The organism is Pseudomonas sp. EZ-C24 (assembly GCF_014525325.1).
In the GTDB taxonomy this organism is placed as follows: Bacteria; Pseudomonadota; Gammaproteobacteria; order Pseudomonadales; family Pseudomonadaceae; genus Aquipseudomonas; species Aquipseudomonas shirazensis.
In genome coordinates this window covers 1-20,239 of record NZ_JACDIU010000019.1, presented here as the reverse complement: position 1 = coordinate 20,239, position 20,239 = coordinate 1, and the positions used below count along the sequence as shown (strand labels likewise).

The window sequence follows — 20,239 nt, the reverse complement described above, 5'->3', positions numbered from 1 at the left end:
GGGCCGCAAAGCGGCCCCAGCTTTTGTCTGTCGCTTTAGATCTGCGCCAGCGCAGCGAGGCGTGCTCTTGATCTACCCGCGACCTCAGAAGGCCGAACGCAGGTCCTCCTGGGAGCAATGCCGGAGTGAGGGAACCCCGCAGCGCAGCGCAGGGGCCGTATGTGGGAGCCAGGCCTTTTTGGTTACTTTTTGGGGCGTTTGCCAAAAAGTAACTCGCCGTAAGGGCGAAAGGGGCCAGTCCCACCCATCGATAAACCGGATAAGCCCACAATAACCCTGAAACACCCGCCCCCCAACCACCCCAAACTTGTAGGGATTTTTACCCTCAAGCGTAGGACCGATCTATTTAGCAGAAGCAACGTTGTGTAGGCGAATGTACCCGGTGCAGTCTCCAATCTTCCCTGGAACGAGGAGGATCAAAGCATGCTGGTACTGACTCGCGAAGTTGGCCAGGTCATCGCCATCAACGATGACATCCAGATCGTGGTAGTAGCGATCGACCACGGCATCGTCCGCCTGGGCATCGACGCCCCACGCGACCTACCCGTACACCGCTGTGAAATCTACAAGCGAATCAAAGCCCGCGAAGTGCGGGAGCAGTAAAAAGGGGGACCGGCTCGCAGCCCCCACAGCATTACTCGAACAGCTCCTTGGGCACATCATGCTTGGCCAGCAGCTGGCACTGCTGGCTTTCCAGATCAAACAGGATAAACGCCTGACCCTTGGCCAACGCCTGGCGCACCCGCAGCACACGGGTTTCCAGCGGCGTGTCATCGCCGTTATCGGTGCCTTCGCGAGTCACGAAGTCCTCGATCAGGCGGGTCAGGGTTTCAGCTTCGAGTTGGTCGTAAGGGATCAGCATGGGCAACTTCGTAGATTGATCGACAATCCCGCCATGCTACGCGATTCGCGCACCACAGGCGTCACAGCTTGTTACCCAAAAGGCTGTCGACCGGCGGCACACGGGTATCGCTCTCCATCTGCGCGTCATGCTCTATCTGGTGACTGAAGCGCTCCAGCGAAGCATTGGTCGGGTTCGAATCGCTGGCAAACACCGGTGGGCTGAGCAGGTAACCCGAGAGCAGCCGGCTGAGGGTTGCCAGGCTGTCGATATGGGTCCGCTCATACCCGTGGGTGGCATCGCAACCAAACGCCACCAGCGCCGTGCGGATGTCATGGCCCGCCGTAACCGCCGAGTGCGCATCGCTGAAGTAGTAGCGGAACAGATCGCGGCGTACCGGCAGTTGCTGGTCGTTGGCAAGCTTGAGCAGGTGCCTCGACAGGTGGTAATCGTACGGCCCCGACGAATCCTGCATCGCCACGCTCACCGCATGCTCGCTGGAGGCCTGCCCAGGTGCCACCGGCGCAATGTCGATGCCGACAAATTCACTGACGTCCCACGGCAATGCACCTGCAGCACCAGAGCCAGTCTCTTCGGTGATGGTGAACAGCGGGTGGCAGTCGATCAGCGGCTGCTGGCCGCTTTCCACCACCGCCTTGAGCGCAGCAAGCAGCGCTGCCACACCGGCCTTGTCGTCCAGATGGCGGGCGCTGATATGGCCGCTTTCGGTGAACTCGGGCAGGGGATCGAAGGCGACGAAGTCACCAATCGAGATCCCCAACGCCTCGCAGTCGGCGCGGGTCGCGCAGTAGGCGTCCAGGCGCACTTCAACGTGGTCCCAGCTGATCGGCATCTGGTCGATGGCGGTGTTGAATGCATGCCCGCTGGCCATCAGCGGCAACACGCTGCCGCGGAACACACCGGTGTCGGTAAAGACGCTGACCCGGCTGCCCTCGGCAAACCGGCTCGACCAGCAGCCGACCGGCGCCAGGGCCAGGCGGCCGTTGTCCTGCAACTGGCGCACGCTGGCGCCGATGGTGTCGAGGTGGGCTGATACAGCGCGGTCAGGCGAACTTTGCCGACCTTTGAGGGTGGCGCGGATAGTCCCGCGGCGGGTCAGCTCGAAAGGAATGCCCAGCTCATCCAGACGTTCGGCGACATAGCGCACGATGGTATCGGTAAAGCCGGTCGGGCTGGGGATGGCGAGCATTTCCAGCAGGACACGTTTCAGGTAGTCCAGATCCGGTTCGGGGTGGGTTACAGACATAGTCACTCCTCGGCGGTGGGGCAGGGTGGCCTGACGTGGTTACCGCGCAGGCCCCCTGGGTGATTCAGGCTGGCGCCCGGCTGTGCGGAAACAGCAGATCGACAAAGCGCTCGGCCGTGGGTTGCGGTTCATGGTTGGCCAGGCCAACGCGCTCGTTGGCTTCGATGATCACGTAGTCGGGCTGGCTGGCATCGCCCACCATAAAGTCCAGGCCGACCACGGGAATATCCAGCGCCCGCGCCGCGCGCACGGCGGCATCGGCCAGGGCCGGATGCAAACGTTCGGTGACATCTTCGAGAATGCCGCCGGTGTGCAGATTAGCCGCACGGCGTACCGCCAGGCGCTCACCTGCCGGCAGAATATCGCCGTACTCATGACCTGCCGCACGCACGGTGCGCTCGGTTTCTTCATCCATCGGGATGCGGCTTTCGCCGGCCGTGGCAGCCTCGCGGCGGCGGCTCTGGGCTTCGATCAGCGCCTTGACGCTGTGCGTGCCGTCACCGATAACCTGTGCCGGGTGGCGAATGGCTGCGGCCACCACTTCGTGGCCGATGACCACGATGCGCAGGTCATACCCCGGATGGAAGCTCTCGAGCAGTACCCGGCTATCAAAACGCTGGGCGTGTGCGACGGCCTGGGAAACCTCCTCAAGCGTGGTCAGATTGACCGCCACCCCCTGGCCTTGCTCGCCATCGACCGGCTTGACCACTACCGCGCCGTGCTCTTCCAGAAACGCCAGGTTGTCGTCGGCATTGCCCGCCAGCTGTTGCACCGGCACCTTCAGCCCGGCCTTTTCCAGCGCGTGCTGGGTCAGGCGCTTGTCCTGGCAGAGGGTCATGCTGACGGCGCTGGTGAGGTCGCTGAGCGACTCGCGGCAGCGTACCCGGCGCCCGCCCAGGCTGAGGGTGAACAAGCCGGCCTTGGCGTCGTCGACCTGCACTTCGATGCCGCGGCGGTGGGCTTCGTCAACAATGATGCGCGCGTACGGGTTGAGCTCGGCCTCAGGCCCAGGCCCGAGGAACAAGGTCTGGTTGATGCCGTTCTTGCGCTTGACGGCAAAGGTCGGCAAGTTGCGAAAGCCGAGCTTTTCGTAGAGGCGCTTGGCCTGGCGGTTGTCATGCATCACCGACAAATCCAGATAGGCCAGCTCGCGGCTCATGAAGTGCTCGATCAAATGCCGTACCAGCACCTCGCCAACCCCAGGCCGGCTGCAGCGCGGGTCGACGGCCAGGCACCAGAGGCTGCTGCCATGCTCGGGGTCATCGAACGACTTGCTGTGATTGAGGCCCATCACGCTGCCGATCACAGCATGGGTGTCTTCATCCTCGGCCAGCCAGTACACCGGCCCGCCTTGATGGCGCGGGGTGAGCAGCTCGGCGTTGACCGGGAGCATGCCGCGCGCCTGGTACAGCGCATTGATCGCCTGCCAGTCGCTTTCGCTCTGTGCCCGGCGAATACGAAAACCACGGAACACCCGCTGCGCCGGGCGGTAGTCGCTGAACCACAGGCGCAGGGTGTCCGAGGGGTCGAGAAACAGCTGTTGCGGAGCGTGCGCCAGTACCTGATGCGGCGCCGCCACGTAGAGGGCAATGTCGCGTTCACCGGCGGCTTCTTCCAGCAGCGCCTGTGCCAGGCAGCTGGGGTCCGGGTAGGTATGGCCGATCAGCAGCCGGCCCCAGCCGCAGTGGACTGCTCGCGGCTGGTCGTGCGGCTCGCTGCCGTCTTCGGCCAGGCGCGCCTGCAGCCGCGCGTAGGAGGGGGCCTGGCCGCGCAGCAAGCGCTGGCCGTAGGCTGTTTCGTGGGCTTTCATCAATCAGATTCCTTGTTCACTGAGCCACAGGTTCAGCGCCGCCAACTGCCACAGCTTGGAGCCGCGCAGTGGGGTCAACTGGCCATGCGGATTGCTCAGCAGCTTGTCGATCATGGCCGGGTTGAACAGGCCACGGTCCTGGCTTGGGTCGGTCAGCAGATCGCGCACCCAACCCAGGGTGGCGCCTTCCAGGTGCTTGAGGCCAGGGACCGGGAAGTAACCCTTCTTGCGGTCGATCACCTCATGCGGGATGACCCGACGTGCGGCCGATTTGAGCACCTGCTTGCCGCCATCGGGCAGCTTGAAGCGTGCCGGGATCCGCGCCGAGAGTTCCGCCAGGCGATAATCGAGGAACGGCGTGCGCGCCTCCAGGCCCCAGGCCATGGTCATGTTGTCGACGCGTTTGACCGGGTCATCGACCAGCATCACCGTGCTGTCCAGACGCAACGCTTTGTCTACCGCATCGGCCGCGCCAGGGCGGGCGAAATGCTCACGAACAAAATCACCGGCTGCGTCGTTGTCCAGCAGCCACGGTGCCTGCACTGTCTCGCGGTATTCGGCATGGCTACGGTCAAAGAACGCATCGCGGTAGGCCGAGTACGGGTCCGCTGCGCCATCGACCTGCGGATACCAGTGGTAACCGGCAAACAGCTCATCGGCACCCTGGCCGCTCTGTACGCCCTTGCAGTGCTTGGCGACTTCACGCGATAGCAGATAGAAAGCGATGCAGTCGTGGCTGACCATCGGCTCGCTCATGGCGCGGAACGCCGCCGGCAACTGGTCGATGATTTCGTGTTCATCGATGCGCAGCTGGTGGTGACGAGTGCCGTAGTGACGGGCGATCAGGTCGGAAAATTCGAACTCGTCGCCGCGCTCGCCGCCAGCATCCTGGAAGCCGATCGAGAAGGTCGACAGGTCGTCCACGCCAACGTCGCGCAGCAGACCGACCAACAGGCTCGAATCGACACCACCTGACAGCAGTACACCGACATCCACCGCAGCGCGTTGGCGAATCGCCACAGCATCGCGGGTGGCATCGAGGACGCGGGTGGTCCAATCCTCCAGGTCGAGCTTCTGCTCGTCGGCATTCGGCCCGTACTTGAGCTGCCACCAGGTCTGACGTTCGACTTCGCCGTGGCGGTCGACACGCATCCAGGTGCCAGGTTCGAGCTTTTGCACATTGGCCAGCAAGGTGCGCGGCGCCGGCACCACAGCGTGGAAGTTGAGGTAGTGATTGAGCGCGACCGGGTCGATCACCGGGTCGATATCGCCGCCCTTGAGCAGTGCCGGCAGGGTCGAGGCAAAGCGCAGGCGCTCACCGTTGCGCGACAGGTACAGCGGCTTCACGCCAAGGCGGTCACGGGCCAGGAACAGGCGCTGGGTGTCGCGCTCCCAAATGGCCAGCGCGAACATGCCGTTGAGCTTGGGCAGCAGCGCGGCGCCCCAGGCGTGATAGCCCTTGAGCAGCACTTCGGTGTCGCCGTCGGACCAGAACGTATAACCCAGGTCGAGCAGCTCCTGGCGCAGTTCCGGGAAGTTGTAGATGGCGCCGTTGAACGCCAGCGACAGGCCGAGGTTGTTGTCGACCATCGGCTGCGCCGAGCCGTCGGACAAGTCCATGATCTTCAAGCGCCGATGGCCGAGGGCAATCGGCCCTTGGCTATGGAAGCCCCAGGCATCCGGGCCGCGTGGGGCCAGATGGTGGGTGATGCGCTCAACCGCAGCCAGATCCGCGGGGCGCGGGGCCTGATTGATCGGGGTAAAACGTAACTCTCCAGCTAATCCGCACATAAGTCCTTACCGGTTTTGCCGTTGGGGAAGGTGCCTCGCCGGATGACGGGCACTTAGGTAGTGACCGGAGCGGTTTCTGAGAGTTTTATATCAATCGGTTATAAGGGATGAATGGTCGGTGGGCTGCAAGCAGCCCGTTGCTCAGGCCTTGCCGCGAATCAGGGCGCGTAATGCAAAGCGATTCGGGTGGCACGCTTCAGCTACCGACCGCGGCACCGGCAAGGGTTCGCCACAGATCCAGGCCGCCAGCAACTCACCGCTGAGCGGGGCGGTGATCAGGCCTCGCGAGCCATGCCCGGTGTTTACATACAGGCCATCCAGCCACGGGCAATCGACTGCAGGCAATTGCCGAGCATCCTTGCGCAACATGGCATAGGCCTCGTTGAAGCCTTGAGCGTCAGCAATCGGCCCGACGATCGGCAGATAGTCCGGGCTGGTGCAGCGAAACGCCGCGCGCCCTTGCAGCAGTGCCGGGTCCAGTGAGGCCAGCTGCAGACGTTGACCGAGGTCGGTAGAGATTTCTTCAAGCAGCTCGAGGTTGCCTTGGTGCTCGGCCACGGTCGGGGTCAGGTCGTCGCTGTGGAAGTCAAAGCTGGCGCCAAGCGTGTGTTCGTCTTCACGCACCGGCGCCACATAGCCTTCAGCACAGACCACCGTGTTCAATGCACGGCTCTCGGCAGTGGCCGGCAAGCGGGTGATCTGCCCACGGATGCGTTTGAGCGGCAGCTCGGCACACGGCGCAAAAGCGCGCACGTCGGCCGCGCCGGCCAGCACCACCACCGGCGCAGTGGCCAGCAGACGCGCGCCCGTCCAGGCTTGCCAGAGACCATCGACCTGGCGCAGCTCGAGCACTTCCTGATGCACCTTTACTTCAATGCGCGGGTGCTGCAATTGCGCAGCGCACAGCGCCGGCGGGTGGACCCAGCCACCCTGTGGATAAAACAGGCCGCCACTGGCCAGGCTGACCCCTGCCACCTGCTCGGCCTCGAGCTGGCTCAGCGGGCGCAGCAGGCTGCTGTCGAAGGCGCCAGCGAGCTTGGCCTGACGCGCGGCTTCCTTGTCATCGAAGGCCAGTTGCAGCACGCCGCAAGCATCCCAGTCGCGTCCGCGCTGCATGCGCTCGAGATAACGGCGGGTGTAGCCGAAGCCGGCGACGATCATCTGCGAAAGCGCTGTGCCATGGGCAGACAGCTTCAAATACAGCACGCCTTGCGGGTTGCCCGAGGCTTCCTGTGCAGGCGCAGCATGGCGCTCCAGCACCGTGACCTGCCAACCCCGCGCGGCCAGGCTGGCGGCGCTGGCGCTGCCAGCCAGCCCGGCGCCGATCACCAGCGCCTGGCGCGGGCCGCTGGTGGCTATTGGGCGGGCGTACCACGGTGCCGTGGCGGTCACCGCCGGCTGGCCGCTGTAGTGGCCGTGCATCACCTCCCACTTGGTGCCCAGCCCAGGCACCTTTTTCATGCTGAAGCCAGCCTCGATCAGGCTCCGGCGGACCCAGCCGGTGGTGGTGAAGGTGCCGATGCTGGTGCCTGCATGCGACAGCCGCGCCAGTTGCGCGAACAGCTCGGGGGTCCACATGTCAGGGTTTTTCGCGGGAGCGAAACCGTCGAGGAACCATGCGTCGATGCGCGCATCGAGCAGCGGCAGTTGCTCGAGTACATCACCGATCAGCAAGGTCAGGGTCACCCGGCCGCCGTCGAAACTGAACTGCTGAAAGCCCGGATGCACGGCCACGTACTGGTCCAGCAGCGGCTGCCAGTAAGCCGCCAGCTCCGGCCACAGCTTAACGGCGCGGCTCAGGTCGGCAAGGCTCAACGGGTACTTTTCGACGCTGACGAAATGCAGGCGAGCGCCGCCCGTGGCCTGCTCGGCAAACAGCTGCCAGGCGCAGTAGAAGTTCATCCCGGTGCCAAACCCGGTCTCGCCGATCACCAGGCAGCCATCGGCTGGCAGCTCGGCAAAGCGCTGGCGCAGGCGGTTGCCTTCGATGAACACGTATTGGGTTTCGAGGCTGCCTTCAGTGGTGGAGAAGTACACGTCGTCGTATTGCCGCGAGTGCGGGCGGCCCTGATCGTCCCAGTCAATCTGGGCGTGCTGGGGGAGGGTAGGGTCTGGCATGGTCGGCTCGGCGGCAGCGGAAGCGGGATTTTAAGCCATTGCGCAGGTCTTAGGCTGCACGCAAGCGCATAAATCGCTGCCGATCCGCTAGTCTTGTCATTCCAATGAAGGAGCCACGCCAGCATGTTCGAATCTGCGCAAATCGGTCACCACATCGACAAGGACACCTTTGATGCTGCAGTGCCGGCGCTGCGCGAGGCGCTGCTCGACGCTCAGTACGAGCTCAAGCAGCAGTCTCGCCTACCGGTGATCATCCTCATCAATGGCATCGAAGGCGCCGGCAAGGGTGAGACGGTCAAGTTGCTCAACGAATGGATGGACCCGCGCCTGATCGACGTGCTGACCTTCGACCAGCAGACCGACGAAGAACTGGCCCGGCCGCCCGCCTGGCGCTATTGGCGGGCGCTGCCACCGAAGGGCCGGATGGGCGTATTTTTCGGCAACTGGTACAGCCAGATGCTGCAAGGCCGGGTGCATGGTCAATTCAAGGACGCCGTGCTCGATCAAGCGATTGCCGGCGCCGAGCGGCTGGAACAGATGCTCTGCGATGAAGGCGCGTTGATCATCAAGTTCTGGTTTCACTTGTCCAAGAAGCAGATGAAGGTGCGCCTCAAGACCCTGCGCGACGACCCGCTGCACAGCTGGCGGATCAGCCCGTTGGACTGGCAACAGTCGCAGACCTACGACCGCTTCGTGCGCTTCGGCGAGCGCGTGCTGCGCCGCACCAGCCGCGACTATGCGCCCTGGCACGTGATCGAAGGCGCCGACCCGCATTACCGCAGCCTGGCCGTCGGCCAGATTCTGCTGGAGAGCATGCAGGCCGCGCTGGCGGTGGACCCCAAGGCCAAGCACAAGGGCAACGTCGCCCCGCTGGGCCGCAGCATCGACGACCTCAACCTGATCAACGCGCTGGATTTGAGCCAGCGCCTGGACAAGAAGGACTACGAGCAGCAACTGGTCAGCGAACAAGCGCGCCTGGCCGGTTTGCTGCGTCACAAACACATGCGCAAGCATGCTCTGGTCGCGGTGTTCGAAGGCAACGATGCGGCCGGCAAGGGCGGCGCGATCCGCCGTGTGGCCGCTGCGCTCGACCCACGGCAGTACCGCATCGTGCCGATTGCCGCACCTACTGAAGACGAGCGCGCCCAGCCTTATCTGTGGCGGTTCTGGCGGCATGTGCCGGCGCGCGGCAAGTTCACCATCTTCGACCGTTCGTGGTATGGCCGGGTGCTGGTGGAGCGGGTGGAGGGTTTTTGCACGCCTGCCGACTGGATGCGCGCCTACGGTGAAATCAATGACTTCGAAGAGCAACTGAGCAACGCCGGCGTGGTAGTGGTCAAGTTCTGGTTGGCGATCGATCAGCAGACCCAATTGGAGCGCTTTGAAGAGCGCGAGCAAATACCCTTCAAACGCTACAAGATCACCGAAGATGACTGGCGAAACCGCGAAAAATGGGACGTCTATACCGAAGCTGTCAGCGATATGGTCGACCGCACCAGCACCGAGATTGCACCCTGGACGCTGGTCGAGGCCAATGACAAGCGCTGGGCGCGGGTCAAGGTCCTGCGCACCATCAACGAGGCGTTGGAAGCATCGTTCGCCAAGCACAAGAAGTAACCGCAAACGGCCTGCCTGCGGCGTCGCGCCCAGCGCGCAGCAGGTAGGCATGCCGCCAGGGAATGACCTGATGCATTTTTTTCCAGTCATTTTAGACCTGTCACGCCTGCCAAGCCCTTAGACTGCAATCACCCCCACCACGGGCTTTGATCGAGGACGTTATGCACACCACTTCCGGACGCTGGGTCCATGGCCTGCTATTGGCACTGTTGACCGCGCTGCTCTGGGGCATCCTGCCGATCAAGTTGAAGCAGGTCCTGCAGGTGATGGATCCGGTCACGGTGACCTGGTATCGCCTGCTGGTATCCGGTGGGCTGTTGTTCATCTGGCTGTCGGCCAAGCGCCGCCTGCCGCCATTTGCCGGCCTGGGCCGCAAGCGTACCGGCCTGGTGGCGCTGGCCATCTTCGGCCTGCTCGGCAACTACGTGCTGTACCTGATCGGGCTCAAGCTGCTCAGCCCCGGCACTGCCCAGCTGGTGGTGCAGATCGGCCCGGTGCTGTTGTTGGTGGCCAGCGTATTCGTATTCAGGGAGCGCTTCAGTTGGGGCCAGGGCATGGGTCTGGTCGTGCTGCTAATGGGCTTTGGGCTGTTTTTCAATCAGCGCCTGGCCGAGCTGCTGGGGTCGTTGGGCACCTACACCACGGGTGTCTTGACCATTTTGCTGGCGACCAGCATCTGGGTGTTTTATGCGCTTAGCCAAAAACAGCTGCTGACCGTATGGAATTCGCAGCAGGTGATGATGGTGATTTACCTGGGGTGCGCGGCGCTGCTGACGCCCTGGGTGCATCCGCTCGAGGCGCTGCAGTTGAGCCCCTTGCAAGGCTGGCTGCTGTTGGCCTGCTGTTTGAATACCTTGGTGGCTTACGGCGCGTTCGCCGAGGCGCTGGCGCACTGGGAGGCGTCGCGGGTCAGTGCGACATTGGCGTTGACGCCCTTGGTGACGTTTGTCGCTGTAGCGCTGGCTGCGTGGCTGTGGCCGGAGTATGTGCATGCCGAACAGATCAATGCGCTGGGTTATATCGGCGCGGTGACGGTAGTGCTGGGTTCGGCGCTGGTGGCGTTGGGGCCGTCGCTGCTGGCCAGTTGGCGAGCGCGGCGTGCGCGGTTGCAGGTTGGTTGAGGATTGTTGGCCGCTAATAATGATGGGGGGCGCTGCGCACCCCTTCGCGGGTAAACCCGCTCCCACAGAGGACTGAGCTTGACCTGCTGGCCAGTGTCCTGTGGGAGCGGGTTTACCCGCGAAGGGCTGCTTTGCAGCCCCCGACTCACTCAGCCCTTGGCGCCAGGCGCCAACATGTTCTCCGGGCGCACCCACTGATCGAATTGCTCATTGGTCAAGTACTGCAACGCCAGGGCAGCTTCGCGCAAGGTCGTTCCTTCGCTGTAAGCCTTCTTGGCAATCTCTGCCGCCTTGTCATAGCCAATATGCGGGTTCAGCGCAGTCACCAGCATCAAACCACGCTCAAGGTGCTCGGCCATCTGCTCGGCATCCGGCTCGATGCCGGCCACGCAGTGCTGCTGGAAGTTGCTGCAGCCGTCGGCGAGCAGGTTGATCGACTGCAGCAGGTTGTGAATGATCACCGGCTTGTACACGTTTAGCTGCAGATGCCCCTGGCTGGCGGCAAAGCCGATGGTGACGTCGTTGCCCAGCACCTGGCAGGCGAGCATCGACAACGCCTCGCACTGAGTTGGGTTGACCTTGCCGGGCATGATTGAGCTGCCCGGTTCGTTGGCCGGCAGGCGCACCTCGGCCAGCCCTGCACGTGGGCCGGAGCCTAACAGGCGCAAGTCGTTGGCGATTTTCATCAGGGCTACGGCGAGTGATTTCAGCGCGCCGGCCAGGTTGACCAGCGGCTCATGCCCGGCCAGGGCGGCAAACTTGTTCGGCGCAGTGACGAAGGGCAGCCCGGACAATGCCGCCAGCTCGGCGGCGACGGCTTCGGCAAAGCCATGCGGTGCGTTCAGGCCGGTGCCCACAGCCGTGCCGCCCTGGGCCAGTTCATACACTGCCGGCAGCGCTGCGCGAATCGCTCGCTGGGCGTAGTCGAGCTGGGCGACGAACGCCGAGATCTCCTGGCCGAAAGTGATCGGCGTGGCGTCCATCATGTGCGTGCGGCCAGTCTTGACCAGTTTGTGATGGCGCGCAGACAGCTCGGCCAGCCCCGACGACAGCTCGGCAATCGCTGGCAGCAGCTTGTCGTGCACTGCCTGCGCCGCGGCAATGTTCATCGCGGTGGGGAAGCAATCGTTCGAGCTCTGCGAGCGGTTGACGTGATCATTCGGGTGTACCGGCGACTTGCCGCCGCGGCCCTGGCCGGCCAGCTCGTTGGCGCGCCCGGCGATCACTTCATTGACGTTCATGTTGCTTTGGGTGCCGCTGCCGGTCTGCCACACGACCAACGGGAACTGCTCGTCCAGCTGGCCATCGAGCACTTCGTCGGCGGCCTGTTCGATCAGCCGGGCGATATCCGCCGGCAGGTCGCCGTTGCGGTCGTTGACCCGTGCGGCGGCCTTCTTGATCAGCGCCAAGGCGTGCGAAACGGCCAGCGGCATGCGCTCCTGGCCGATGGCGAAGTTGATCAGCGAGCGCTGGGTTTGCGCGCCCCAGTAGGCGTCCTGAGGAACTTCGACCGGGCCCAGGCTGTCTGTTTCGATACGGCTCATGCGGCGTTCACTCCATAATCGTCTGAATCCGCAGTTTAGGCCCCGATTCGACCGAGCGGTTCAATCGCTCATCGTGCTACTTGAGTAGAGCGCCCGGCGCGGCGCAGAATGCTCGTCTCTGAGGTACTCGCCTCCCTTTCCTGAAGGATTTGCAATGACCCGTCTCCGTGTCCTTTGTGCCGCCGTCGCCCTGGCCTGCGCCAGCGGTTCGGTTCTTGCCGCAACCCCTGCGCACAACCAAGCCGCCGAGAAGTTCCTGACCCTGGCCAATGCCGACAAGCTGGGCACTCCGGTGTACATGCAGGTGCAGCAGATGTTTGCCCAGCGCTTCGAGCAGACCAAGGCGCCAGCCTCCAAGAAAGCCGTTCTCGACAGCTACCAGGCCAAGGCCAACGCTGCTCTGGACAACGCCATTGGCTGGAAAAAGCTCAAGCCGCAGATGGTCAACCTGTACACCGCGACCTTCACCGAAGGCGAGCTGCAGGACCTGGTCAAGTTCTACGAGTCGCCATTGGGCAAGAAAGTCCTGCGCGAAATGCCCAAGGTCACTCAGCAGTCGGCCCAGCTGACCCAGCAGAGCCTGGAGCCAGCGGTACCGGTGGTCAACAAGCTGCTTGAAGACATGACCAAAGAGCTCGACCCGAACGCTGGCAAAGCCGCTCCTGCGAAGAAGTGAGCCAACGCTGATGAACATGCAGCAACGCATCGAACAGCAACTGGCGGCATTGGCCAACGTGCACCTTGAGGTGCTCGACGAAAGCCACATGCACAGCCGTGGGCTGGAGACGCACTACAAGGCGGTGCTGGTCAGCGAGCAGTTCGCTGGCCTCAACAGCGTCAAGCGCCACCAGCGAGTGTACGCGACCATGGCCGATCTGATGGGGCAGATTCATGCTCTGGCCATTCACACCTACACCCCTGAGGAGTGGGCCAAGGTTGGCGCAGCACCGGCATCGCCGGTGTGTGCTGGCGGCGGTCACTGAAACCTCCCAGGCATTCTGGTAAACTGCGCAACATCCCCGTGGGAGCGGTGGTGCGTTGACCCGAGCTGTTTTCAGCCTGGGTCAGCGCATCGCCGCTCCCATGTGTGTTTCAAGGCCACCCGCTCAAACTGTCATTCCGGTCCGCCCCTTACGAGGGTGACCACCTGGAGAACTCGTTACATGTCACAAGCTATCGTCGTCGCGGCGCTGTACAAATTCGTCACCCTGGAAGACTACCTCGAACTGCGCGAGCCGCTGCTCAAGGCCATGCTCGACAACGGCGTCAAAGGCACTCTGCTGCTGGCGCTGGAAGGCATCAACGGTACCGTCTCTGGCACCCGCGAGGGGATCGACGGCCTGCTCCAGTGGTTGCGCAGCGACCCGCGCATGGTCGACATCGATCATAAAGAGTCGTACTGCGACGAGCAGCCGTTCTACCGCACCAAGGTCAAGCTGAAAAAAGAGATCGTGACCCTTGGCGTGCCTGGCGTGGACCCAAACCACAAGGTGGGCACCTACGTTGAGCCCAAGGACTGGAACGCCCTGATCAGCGACCCTGAAGTGCTGTTGATCGACACCCGCAACGACTACGAAGTGGCGATCGGCACCTTCAAGGGCGCGGTCGACCCCAAGACCGAGACCTTCCGCGAGTTTCCCGAGTACATCAAGGCCAACTTCGACCCGAGCAAGCACAAGAAGGTGGCAATGTTCTGCACCGGCGGCATCCGCTGTGAAAAAGCCTCCAGCTATATGCTCGGTGAAGGCTTCGAGGAGGTCTATCATCTCAAGGGAGGCGTGCTGAAGTACTTCGAAGAGGTGCCTCAGGAAGAGAGCCTGTGGGATGGTGACTGCTTCGTCTTCGACAACCGCGTCACGGTGCGTCACGACTTGACCGAGGGCGAGTACGACCAGTGCCATGCCTGCCGCCACCCGATCAACGCCGAAGAGCGTGCGTCCGAGCATTATTCGCCAGGCGTCAGTTGCCCGCATTGCTGGGACAGCCTGAGCGAGAAGACTCGCCGCAGCGCCATCGACCGGCAGAAACAGATCGAACTGGCCAAGGCGCGCAACCAGCCACACCCGATTGGTTTCAACTACAAAGCCGAGGCCTGAGGCATGTCTGCACGCCTGCTGTATGTGATGGACCCGATGTGCTCCTGGTGCTGGGGGTTCGCCCCGGTGGCCGCGGCGCTCATCGCCCAGGCAGCCGATGCCGGCGTGCCGACGCGGCTGGTGGTGGGCGGCCTGCGCTCGGCCAGCAGCGCCCTGGATGTCTCTACTCGGCGCTACATCCTCGAGCATTGGCAGGCGGTCGCCGAAGCCACCGGTCAGCCGTTTCGATTCGACGACGCGCTGCCCGATGGTTTTGTCTATGACACCGAGCCGGCCTGCCGTGCGCTGGTTGCTGCGCGCGAACTCGACGCCGCACGCGCCTGGTCGTTGCTGGCGCTGATTCAGGCGGGTTTCTACGAGCAAGGCCTGGACGTAACCCGCCCGCCGCAACTGGTCGACCTGGCCGAGCAGGCCGGCTTTGACCGCGCGCAATTCGCTGAAGCGCTGATTCGCAGCGAAACCCGCAGTGCTACCGCCGCTGATTTCAGCTGGGTGCAAGACCTGGGTATTGCCGGTTTCCCGACCCTGCTGGCCGAACGTAACGGTCAACTGGCCTTGCTGACCAACGGCTATCAGCCGCTGACCAGCTTGCAGCCTTTGCTCGGCCGCTGGCTGCAGCAGGCCGCGTGTGCTTGACCTGCCGGGGTCGCCCGACCCTGTTCCGGGGAAGCCTCATGGCGCCCCTGATCGGCTGAGTTGGGCAGAAATCCGCCGGCTGGCACTGCATCACCGCAAGGCCTTGTGGGGCGCCAACCTGGTGGCGATGCTGGCGGTGCTGTCCAGCGTGCCGATTCCGTTGCTGCTGCCACTGCTGGTCGATGAGGTGCTGCTGGGCCACGGCGACGCTGCACTCAAGTGGATGAATCATCTGCTGCCTAGCCACTGGCAGCAGGCAACCGGCTATATCGGCTTGATGCTCGCGGTGACCTTCTGCCTGCGGGTTTGCGCGCTGGCCTTCAACGTGGTTCAGGCCAAGCTGTTTGCCGGCCTGGCCAAAGACATCGTCTACCGCCTGAGGATTCGCCTGATCGAGCGCCTCAAGCGTATCTCGCTCAAGGAATACGAAAGCCTGGGCAGCGGCACCGTGGCCACTCACTTGGTCACTGACCTCGACACCCTGGACAAGTTTGTCGGCGAAACCCTCAGTCGCTTCCTGGTGGCGATGCTGACCCTGACCGGCACTGCGGCAATCCTGCTGTGGATGCACTGGCAGTTGGCGTTGTTGATTTTGCTGTTCAACCCGCTGGTGATCTACTTCACCGTGCAGCTGGGCAAGCGCGTCAAACACCTGAAGAAACTCGAGAACGACAGCACTGGCCGCTTTACCCAGGCGCTGACCGAGACGCTGGATGCCATTCAGGAAATCCGCGCCGGCAACCGTCAGGGTTATTTCCTCGGTCGGCTTGGCCTGCGCGCCCGTGAAGTGCGTGACTACGCCGTGGCCTCGCAGTGGAAAAGCGATGCCAGCGGGCGCGCCAGCGGCTTGTTGTTCCAGTTCGGCATCGACATCTTCCGCGCTGCGGCGATGCTCACCGTGTTGTTCTCCGACCTGTCGATCGGGCAGATGCTCGCTGTGTTCAGCTACCTGTGGTTCATGATCGGCCCGGTCGAGCAGCTGCTCAACCTGCAATACGCCTACTACGCCGCCGGTGGCGCGCTGAGCCGCCTCAACGAGCTGCTGGCGCGCGAGGACGAGCCGCAGTACGCCGCTGCCAGCGATCCGTTTGCCGGGCGCGACACGGTTGGCATCGAGGTGCGCGACTTGCGTTTCTCCTACGCTGACGAGCCGGTGCTGGAGCACCTCGATCTGTCGATTGCGCCAGGCGAAAAGGTCGCGATTGTCGGCGCCAGCGGCGGCGGCAAGAGCACCCTCGTTCAGTTGCTGCTGGGTCTTTACACCGCTCAGGCCGGGACCATTCGTTTCGGCGGCGCCAGCCTGCAGGAGATTGGCCTGGAGACCCTGCGCGAAAACGTTGCGGTGGTGCTGCAGCATCCGGCCTTGTTCAACGACAGCGTGCGCGCCAACCTGACCATGGGCCGCGAATGCAGTGACGAAGCCTGTTGGCAGGCGCTGCGCATCGCCCAGCTCGACAGCACCATCAGTGCCTTGCCGCAGGGCCTTGATAGCGTCGTTGGCCGCTCTGGTGTGCGCCTGTCCGGCGGCCAGCGTCAGCGCCTGGCGATTGCCCGGATGGTCCTCGCCGAGCCTAAGGTGGTGATCCTCGACGAAGCCACCTCGGCCCTCGATGCCGCCACTGAATACAACCTGCATCAGGCCCTGGCGCGGTTTCTCAGTGGCCGTACCACGCTGATCATCGCCCACCGGCTTTCGGCGGTGAAGCAGGCCGACCGGGTCCTGGTATTTGATGGCGGGCACGTCGCCGAAGACGGTGATCATCAGCAATTGATTGCTGACGGTGGGCTTTACGCCAAGTTGTACGGCCATCTGCAGCAAACCTGAGCAGTGGCTGGCGCCGGCGGCGCTGCATGAGCAGGAATATCCTGCACTTTTTTGCAATGCGAACGTGTAGCTAGTAGCGGTTTCTCGCCTACGCTGTGCTTGTCTGGTTTGATTAGTGCTTTATCTGCCGCCGTGACAGGGACTCCATGAAGGGAACTCATATTCATCAAGCGCCTAGGCTGTTGGGTATCATCTGGCCGTTTGTCGCCGTGGTGATCCTGCAGGTCTTGCTGGCCGGCCTGAGCCTGTACACGCTTTCGGCCGTGCGCGCTTATGTCGCCGGCGAGAGCCTCTGGTCGAAGGCGCAGAAAGACGCCATCTATTACCTCAATTTGTACGCCGAGCGGCCTGAGCCGCGCTTTCTGCAGCGTTTTCACCAAGCCATCGCCGTGCCCCAGGGCGATCACGAACTGCGCATCGCGCTGGACCAGCCCACACCCGACTATGCTGCAGCTCGCACCGGCATCCTGCAGGGCGGCAACCACCCTGAAGACGTCAGTCGGATCATCTGGTTCTACAGCTACTTTCGTAACATCAGCTTCATGCAGAAGGCCATCGCCTATTGGGATATCGGCGACGACTACCTGCGCCAGCTCGACCTGCTCGCGACTGAAATCCACAGCAGCTTCAGCAGCGGCCAGCCCACCCCGGAGCAGGTCAATGAGTGGAAGGCGCGCATCGCCACCATCAACGAAGGCGTGACGCCGGCCGCCAAGGCCTTCAGCGACGCCCTGGGCGAAGGCTCACGGGTGCTGCTCAAGGTGTTGCTGATCAGTAACCTGCTGACGGCGATCTTCCTCATTACCATGGCCTGGCGCCGTTCGAGCAAGTTGCTGTCCCAACGCCAGGCGTTTGCCAGCGCACTGCAGGCCGAAAAGGACCGTGCGCAGATCACCCTCGCCTCGATTGGCGATGCGGTGATCACCACCGACGTCGACGGCAATATCCTCTACATGAACGCCGCCGCCGAGCAGCTGACCCACTGGCAAGCTGCATCAGCTCAGGGGCTGCCGTTGTCGGCGCTGTTCAGCCTGCTCGACGAGCACAGCGACGAAGATGCGCGCACCTTGATCGAGCAGGTGCTGGCCGGCAGCCTGCGCGGCGGCGCCGAGCATGCACGGTTGATCCAGCGCCTGGATGGCAGCACGGTCTCGGTCAACCTGGTGGGCTCACCGATCCTCAGCGATGGCCAGGCCACTGGCATCGTCCTGGTGCTGCATGACATGACCCAGGAGCGGCAGTACATCGCCAACCTGTCGTGGCAGGCCACCCATGACGCCCTGACCGGACTGGCCAACCGCCGCGAGTTTGAGTACCGCCTTGAACAGGCGCTCAACGGCCTGGCGCGTCAGCCTGGCCGGCATGCGTTGATGTTTCTCGATCTGGACCAGTTCAAGCTGGTCAACGACACCTGCGGCCACGCCGCGGGTGACGAGCTGCTGCGCCATATCTGTGCGGTGCTGCAGTCCGGCCTGCGCGAGGGTGACACCCTGGCGCGGCTGGGGGGAGACGAATTTGGGGTACTGCTCGAGAACTGTCCGCAGGAGCAGGCCGAGCGCATCGCCGAGCAACTGCGCCAGGCGGTGCAGAGCCTGCATTTTGTCTGGAAGGGGCGGCCGTTCATTACCACTGTGAGTATTGGCCTGGTGAGCATGGCACAAGCGCCCGGCACCCTTGAGGCCTCCTTGCGCGCTGCCGACATGGCCTGCTACATGGCCAAGGAGAAGGGCCGCAATCGGGTCCAGTTGTACCACGCTGACGACAGCGAGCTGTCCATGCGCTTCGGCGAAATGGCCTGGATTCAGCGTCTGCATGTGGCGCTCGAGGAAAACCGCTTCTGCTTGTACGCCCAGGAGATTGCCGCCCTCAGTGATCAGGGAGGGCCGGGGCATATCGAGATCCTGCTGCGCCTGCACGATGAAAGCGGGCGGACCATTCTGCCCGACAGCTTCATCCCCGCGGCCGAGCGCTACGGCTTGATGACCGCGCTGGATCGCTGGGTAGTGCGCAACGTATTCCAGGTTATCCGCCAGTGCCTGAACGAGGGGCGCCCGGTGCCGTTGGCACTGGTTGCGATCAACCTGTCCGGTTCGAGCATCGGCGACGATAAATTTCTCGATTATTTGCAACGTCTGTTCAGCGAGTTTGAAATACCGCCACGGATGATTTGCTTCGAAATTACCGAAACCAGTGCCATTGCCAACCTGGGCAGTGCCATTCGCTTCATCAATGAATTGAAAGGGCTGGGCTGCAAATTCTCGCTGGATGACTTCTGCGCCGGAATGTCGTCATTCGCTTATTTGAAGCATTTGCCGGTGGACTACCTGAAGATCGACGGAAGTTTTGTAAAAGACATGCTGGATGATCCGATTAATCGCGCTATGGTTGAGGTGATCAACCACATCGGCCACGTCATGGGCAAACGCACCATTGCCGAATTTGTTGAAACGCCGTTGATCGAGCAGGCCCTGCAGGAAATCGGCGTGGACTACGCCCAGGGCTACCTGATCGAGCGGCCGCAGGTGTTTACCTGCGATAGCCTGCAACGCCAACGAATTGCAGCACGGCCTTTGCTGCAGCGCGCGCCAGGGACGTTTCGCTGAGAGTGGACGGCTAAATCACAGGGAATCAAGGAGCTGACAGTGAGTGACGCATTCGTTCGGATTGGGCCGCTGATGGATCCCGCCAGCTACCCGCAGTGGGCGCAACAAATGATCGAAGACTGCCGCGAGAGCAAGCGCCGGGTAGTCGAGCACGAGTTCTACCAGCGCCTGCGCGATGGTCAACTGCGTCAAGCGACCATTCGCCAGTACCTGATTGGTGGCTGGCCAGTGGTTGAGCAGTTTTCCCTGTACATGGCGCACAATCTGACCAAGACCCGCTTTGCCCGCCACCCTGGTGAGGACATGGCCCGGCGCTGGCTGATGCGCAATATCCGCGTCGAACTCAACCATGCTGATTACTGGGTGCACTGGTGCCATGCCCACGGCGTGACCTTGGGCGATCTGCAGGCGCAGGACGTGCCAGCCGAACTTAATGGCTTGAATGACTGGTGCTGGCGGGTGTGCTCGACCGAGTCGCTGGCGATTGCCATGGCGGCCACCAACTATGCGATTGAAGGCGCTACCGGCGAATGGTCGGCGGTGGTCTGTGCGGATGGCGCGTATGCCGAGGGCTTCCCGGAAGAGACCCGCAAGCGCGCCATGAAGTGGCTGAAGATGCATGCCCAGTATGACGATGCGCACCCTTGGGAGGCGCTGGAGATCATCTGCACACTGGTGGGGGAGAGCCCGACGCCGTTGCTGCGCGCCGAGTTGCGCAAGGCGGTATGCAAGAGCTACGACTGCATGTACCTGTTCCTCGAGCGCTGCATGCAGCTGGAGCAACGTCAGGCTGGGCGTACGCGGCTGGGCTTGGCAGCCGGTTGATCGCGGTACAGGACCGCGCATTACCTACGTGCGCGGTCCCCTGTAGGAGCGGCCTTGTGTCGCGAAAGGGTCGCGCAGCGGCCCCAGGATCTGTGCAGCACCACAAAATGCCGGGGCCGCTGCGCGCCCCTTTCGCGACAAAAGG

General features: G+C 63.1%; 16 protein-coding genes. 10 read left to right on the top strand and 6 right to left on the bottom strand.

What is annotated here, in order from left to right:
- Positions 1-423 precede the first annotated feature (423 nt).
- Positions 424-603, top strand: a complete 180-nt coding sequence (gene csrA / locus IDM28_RS17145; protein ID WP_101321675.1) for a carbon storage regulator CsrA — start codon at positions 424-426, stop codon at positions 601-603.
- 31 nt (positions 604-634) lie between these two features.
- Here the strand turns inward: csrA and IDM28_RS17140 are convergent, their stop codons facing one another.
- The 5 genes from IDM28_RS17140 to mnmC form a co-directional block, all read right to left on the bottom strand.
- Positions 635-862 carry a YheU family protein gene (locus IDM28_RS17140; protein WP_101321674.1) on the bottom strand — a complete coding sequence of 76 codons (228 nt, stop codon included), beginning with the start codon at positions 860-862 and terminating at the stop codon, positions 635-637.
- Between the two features lie 61 nt (positions 863-923).
- Complete coding sequence (locus IDM28_RS17135) at positions 924-2,108, bottom strand: osmoprotectant NAGGN system M42 family peptidase (protein WP_101321673.1); 1,185 nt, start codon at positions 2,106-2,108, stop codon at positions 924-926.
- 64 nt (positions 2,109-2,172) lie between these two features.
- Complete coding sequence (ngg, locus tag IDM28_RS17130; protein WP_101321672.1) at positions 2,173-3,918, bottom strand: N-acetylglutaminylglutamine synthetase; 1,746 nt, start codon at positions 3,916-3,918, stop codon at positions 2,173-2,175.
- Positions 3,919-3,921: 3 nt separating this feature from the next.
- A complete protein-coding gene (locus tag IDM28_RS17125; RefSeq protein ID WP_103438222.1) occupies positions 3,922-5,709 on the bottom strand; it encodes an N-acetylglutaminylglutamine amidotransferase in 1,788 nt (595 codons plus the stop codon).
- A 141-nt stretch (positions 5,710-5,850) separates the two neighbouring features.
- Positions 5,851-7,827: a bifunctional tRNA (5-methylaminomethyl-2-thiouridine)(34)-methyltransferase MnmD/FAD-dependent 5-carboxymethylaminomethyl-2-thiouridine(34) oxidoreductase MnmC gene (gene mnmC, locus IDM28_RS17120; RefSeq protein WP_188036538.1), complete on the bottom strand. Its 1,977-nt coding sequence runs from the start codon at positions 7,825-7,827 to the stop codon at positions 5,851-5,853.
- 123 nt (positions 7,828-7,950) lie between these two features.
- Here mnmC and pap point away from each other — a divergent pair, with 123 nt between their 5' ends.
- Both pap and IDM28_RS17110 read left to right on the top strand, forming a co-directional pair.
- Positions 7,951-9,444, top strand: coding sequence for a polyphosphate:AMP phosphotransferase (pap, locus tag IDM28_RS17115; protein ID WP_188036537.1), 1,494 nt, complete (start codon positions 7,951-7,953; stop codon positions 9,442-9,444).
- 161 nt (positions 9,445-9,605) lie between these two features.
- Positions 9,606-10,565, top strand: a complete 960-nt coding sequence (locus IDM28_RS17110; RefSeq protein ID WP_150570905.1) for a DMT family transporter — start codon at positions 9,606-9,608, stop codon at positions 10,563-10,565.
- A gap of 149 nt (positions 10,566-10,714) precedes the next feature.
- Here the strand turns inward: IDM28_RS17110 and IDM28_RS17105 are convergent, their stop codons facing one another.
- On the bottom strand, positions 10,715-12,109 hold the full coding sequence (locus IDM28_RS17105) for a class II fumarate hydratase (RefSeq protein WP_101321667.1): 1,395 nt from the start codon (positions 12,107-12,109) through the stop codon (positions 10,715-10,717).
- A gap of 154 nt (positions 12,110-12,263) precedes the next feature.
- Between IDM28_RS17105 and IDM28_RS17100 the strand changes: the two genes are divergently transcribed.
- From IDM28_RS17100 to IDM28_RS17070, 7 genes are all read left to right on the top strand, one after another.
- On the top strand, positions 12,264-12,785 hold the full coding sequence (locus IDM28_RS17100; RefSeq protein WP_101321666.1) for a DUF2059 domain-containing protein: 522 nt from the start codon (positions 12,264-12,266) through the stop codon (positions 12,783-12,785).
- Positions 12,786-12,795: 10 nt separating this feature from the next.
- A complete protein-coding gene (locus IDM28_RS17095) occupies positions 12,796-13,092 on the top strand; it encodes a BolA family protein (protein ID WP_101321665.1) in 297 nt (98 codons plus the stop codon).
- Positions 13,093-13,272: 180 nt separating this feature from the next.
- Positions 13,273-14,205, top strand: coding sequence for a rhodanese-related sulfurtransferase (locus tag IDM28_RS17090; RefSeq protein WP_101321664.1), 933 nt, complete (start codon positions 13,273-13,275; stop codon positions 14,203-14,205).
- Positions 14,206-14,208: 3 nt separating this feature from the next.
- Positions 14,209-14,841: a DsbA family protein gene (locus tag IDM28_RS17085; RefSeq protein ID WP_101321663.1), complete on the top strand. Its 633-nt coding sequence runs from the start codon at positions 14,209-14,211 to the stop codon at positions 14,839-14,841.
- On the top strand, positions 14,834-16,666 hold the full coding sequence (locus tag IDM28_RS17080) for an ABC transporter ATP-binding protein (RefSeq protein ID WP_150571406.1): 1,833 nt from the start codon (positions 14,834-14,836) through the stop codon (positions 16,664-16,666). The genes IDM28_RS17085 and IDM28_RS17080 overlap by 8 nt, the downstream gene beginning before the upstream one ends.
- A gap of 146 nt (positions 16,667-16,812) precedes the next feature.
- Positions 16,813-19,269 (top strand): EAL domain-containing protein, encoded by a 2,457-nt coding sequence (locus IDM28_RS17075; protein WP_188036536.1) that lies wholly within the window; start codon positions 16,813-16,815, stop codon positions 19,267-19,269.
- A gap of 39 nt (positions 19,270-19,308) precedes the next feature.
- A complete protein-coding gene (locus IDM28_RS17070; RefSeq protein WP_150573786.1) occupies positions 19,309-20,094 on the top strand; it encodes a TenA family transcriptional regulator in 786 nt (261 codons plus the stop codon).
- The last annotated feature ends 145 nt before the right edge of the window (positions 20,095-20,239 follow it).

Coding starts and splice junctions, on each gene's coding strand:
- csrA (WP_101321675.1), top strand. CDS start 424: ATGCTGGTACTGACTCGCGAAGTTGGCCAGGTCATCGCCATCAACGAT.
- IDM28_RS17140 (WP_101321674.1), bottom strand. CDS start 862: ATGCTGATCCCTTACGACCAACTCGAAGCTGAAACCCTGACCCGCCTG.
- IDM28_RS17135 (WP_101321673.1), bottom strand. CDS start 2,108: ATGTCTGTAACCCACCCCGAACCGGATCTGGACTACCTGAAACGTGTC.
- ngg (WP_101321672.1), bottom strand. CDS start 3,918: ATGAAAGCCCACGAAACAGCCTACGGCCAGCGCTTGCTGCGCGGCCAG.
- IDM28_RS17125 (WP_103438222.1), bottom strand. CDS start 5,709: ATGTGCGGATTAGCTGGAGAGTTACGTTTTACCCCGATCAATCAGGCC.
- mnmC (WP_188036538.1), bottom strand. CDS start 7,827: ATGCCAGACCCTACCCTCCCCCAGCACGCCCAGATTGACTGGGACGAT.
- pap (WP_188036537.1), top strand. CDS start 7,951: ATGTTCGAATCTGCGCAAATCGGTCACCACATCGACAAGGACACCTTT.
- IDM28_RS17110 (WP_150570905.1), top strand. CDS start 9,606: ATGCACACCACTTCCGGACGCTGGGTCCATGGCCTGCTATTGGCACTG.
- IDM28_RS17105 (WP_101321667.1), bottom strand. CDS start 12,109: ATGAGCCGTATCGAAACAGACAGCCTGGGCCCGGTCGAAGTTCCTCAG.
- IDM28_RS17100 (WP_101321666.1), top strand. CDS start 12,264: ATGACCCGTCTCCGTGTCCTTTGTGCCGCCGTCGCCCTGGCCTGCGCC.
- IDM28_RS17095 (WP_101321665.1), top strand. CDS start 12,796: ATGAACATGCAGCAACGCATCGAACAGCAACTGGCGGCATTGGCCAAC.
- IDM28_RS17090 (WP_101321664.1), top strand. CDS start 13,273: ATGTCACAAGCTATCGTCGTCGCGGCGCTGTACAAATTCGTCACCCTG.
- IDM28_RS17085 (WP_101321663.1), top strand. CDS start 14,209: ATGTCTGCACGCCTGCTGTATGTGATGGACCCGATGTGCTCCTGGTGC.
- IDM28_RS17075 (WP_188036536.1), top strand. CDS start 16,813: ATGAAGGGAACTCATATTCATCAAGCGCCTAGGCTGTTGGGTATCATC.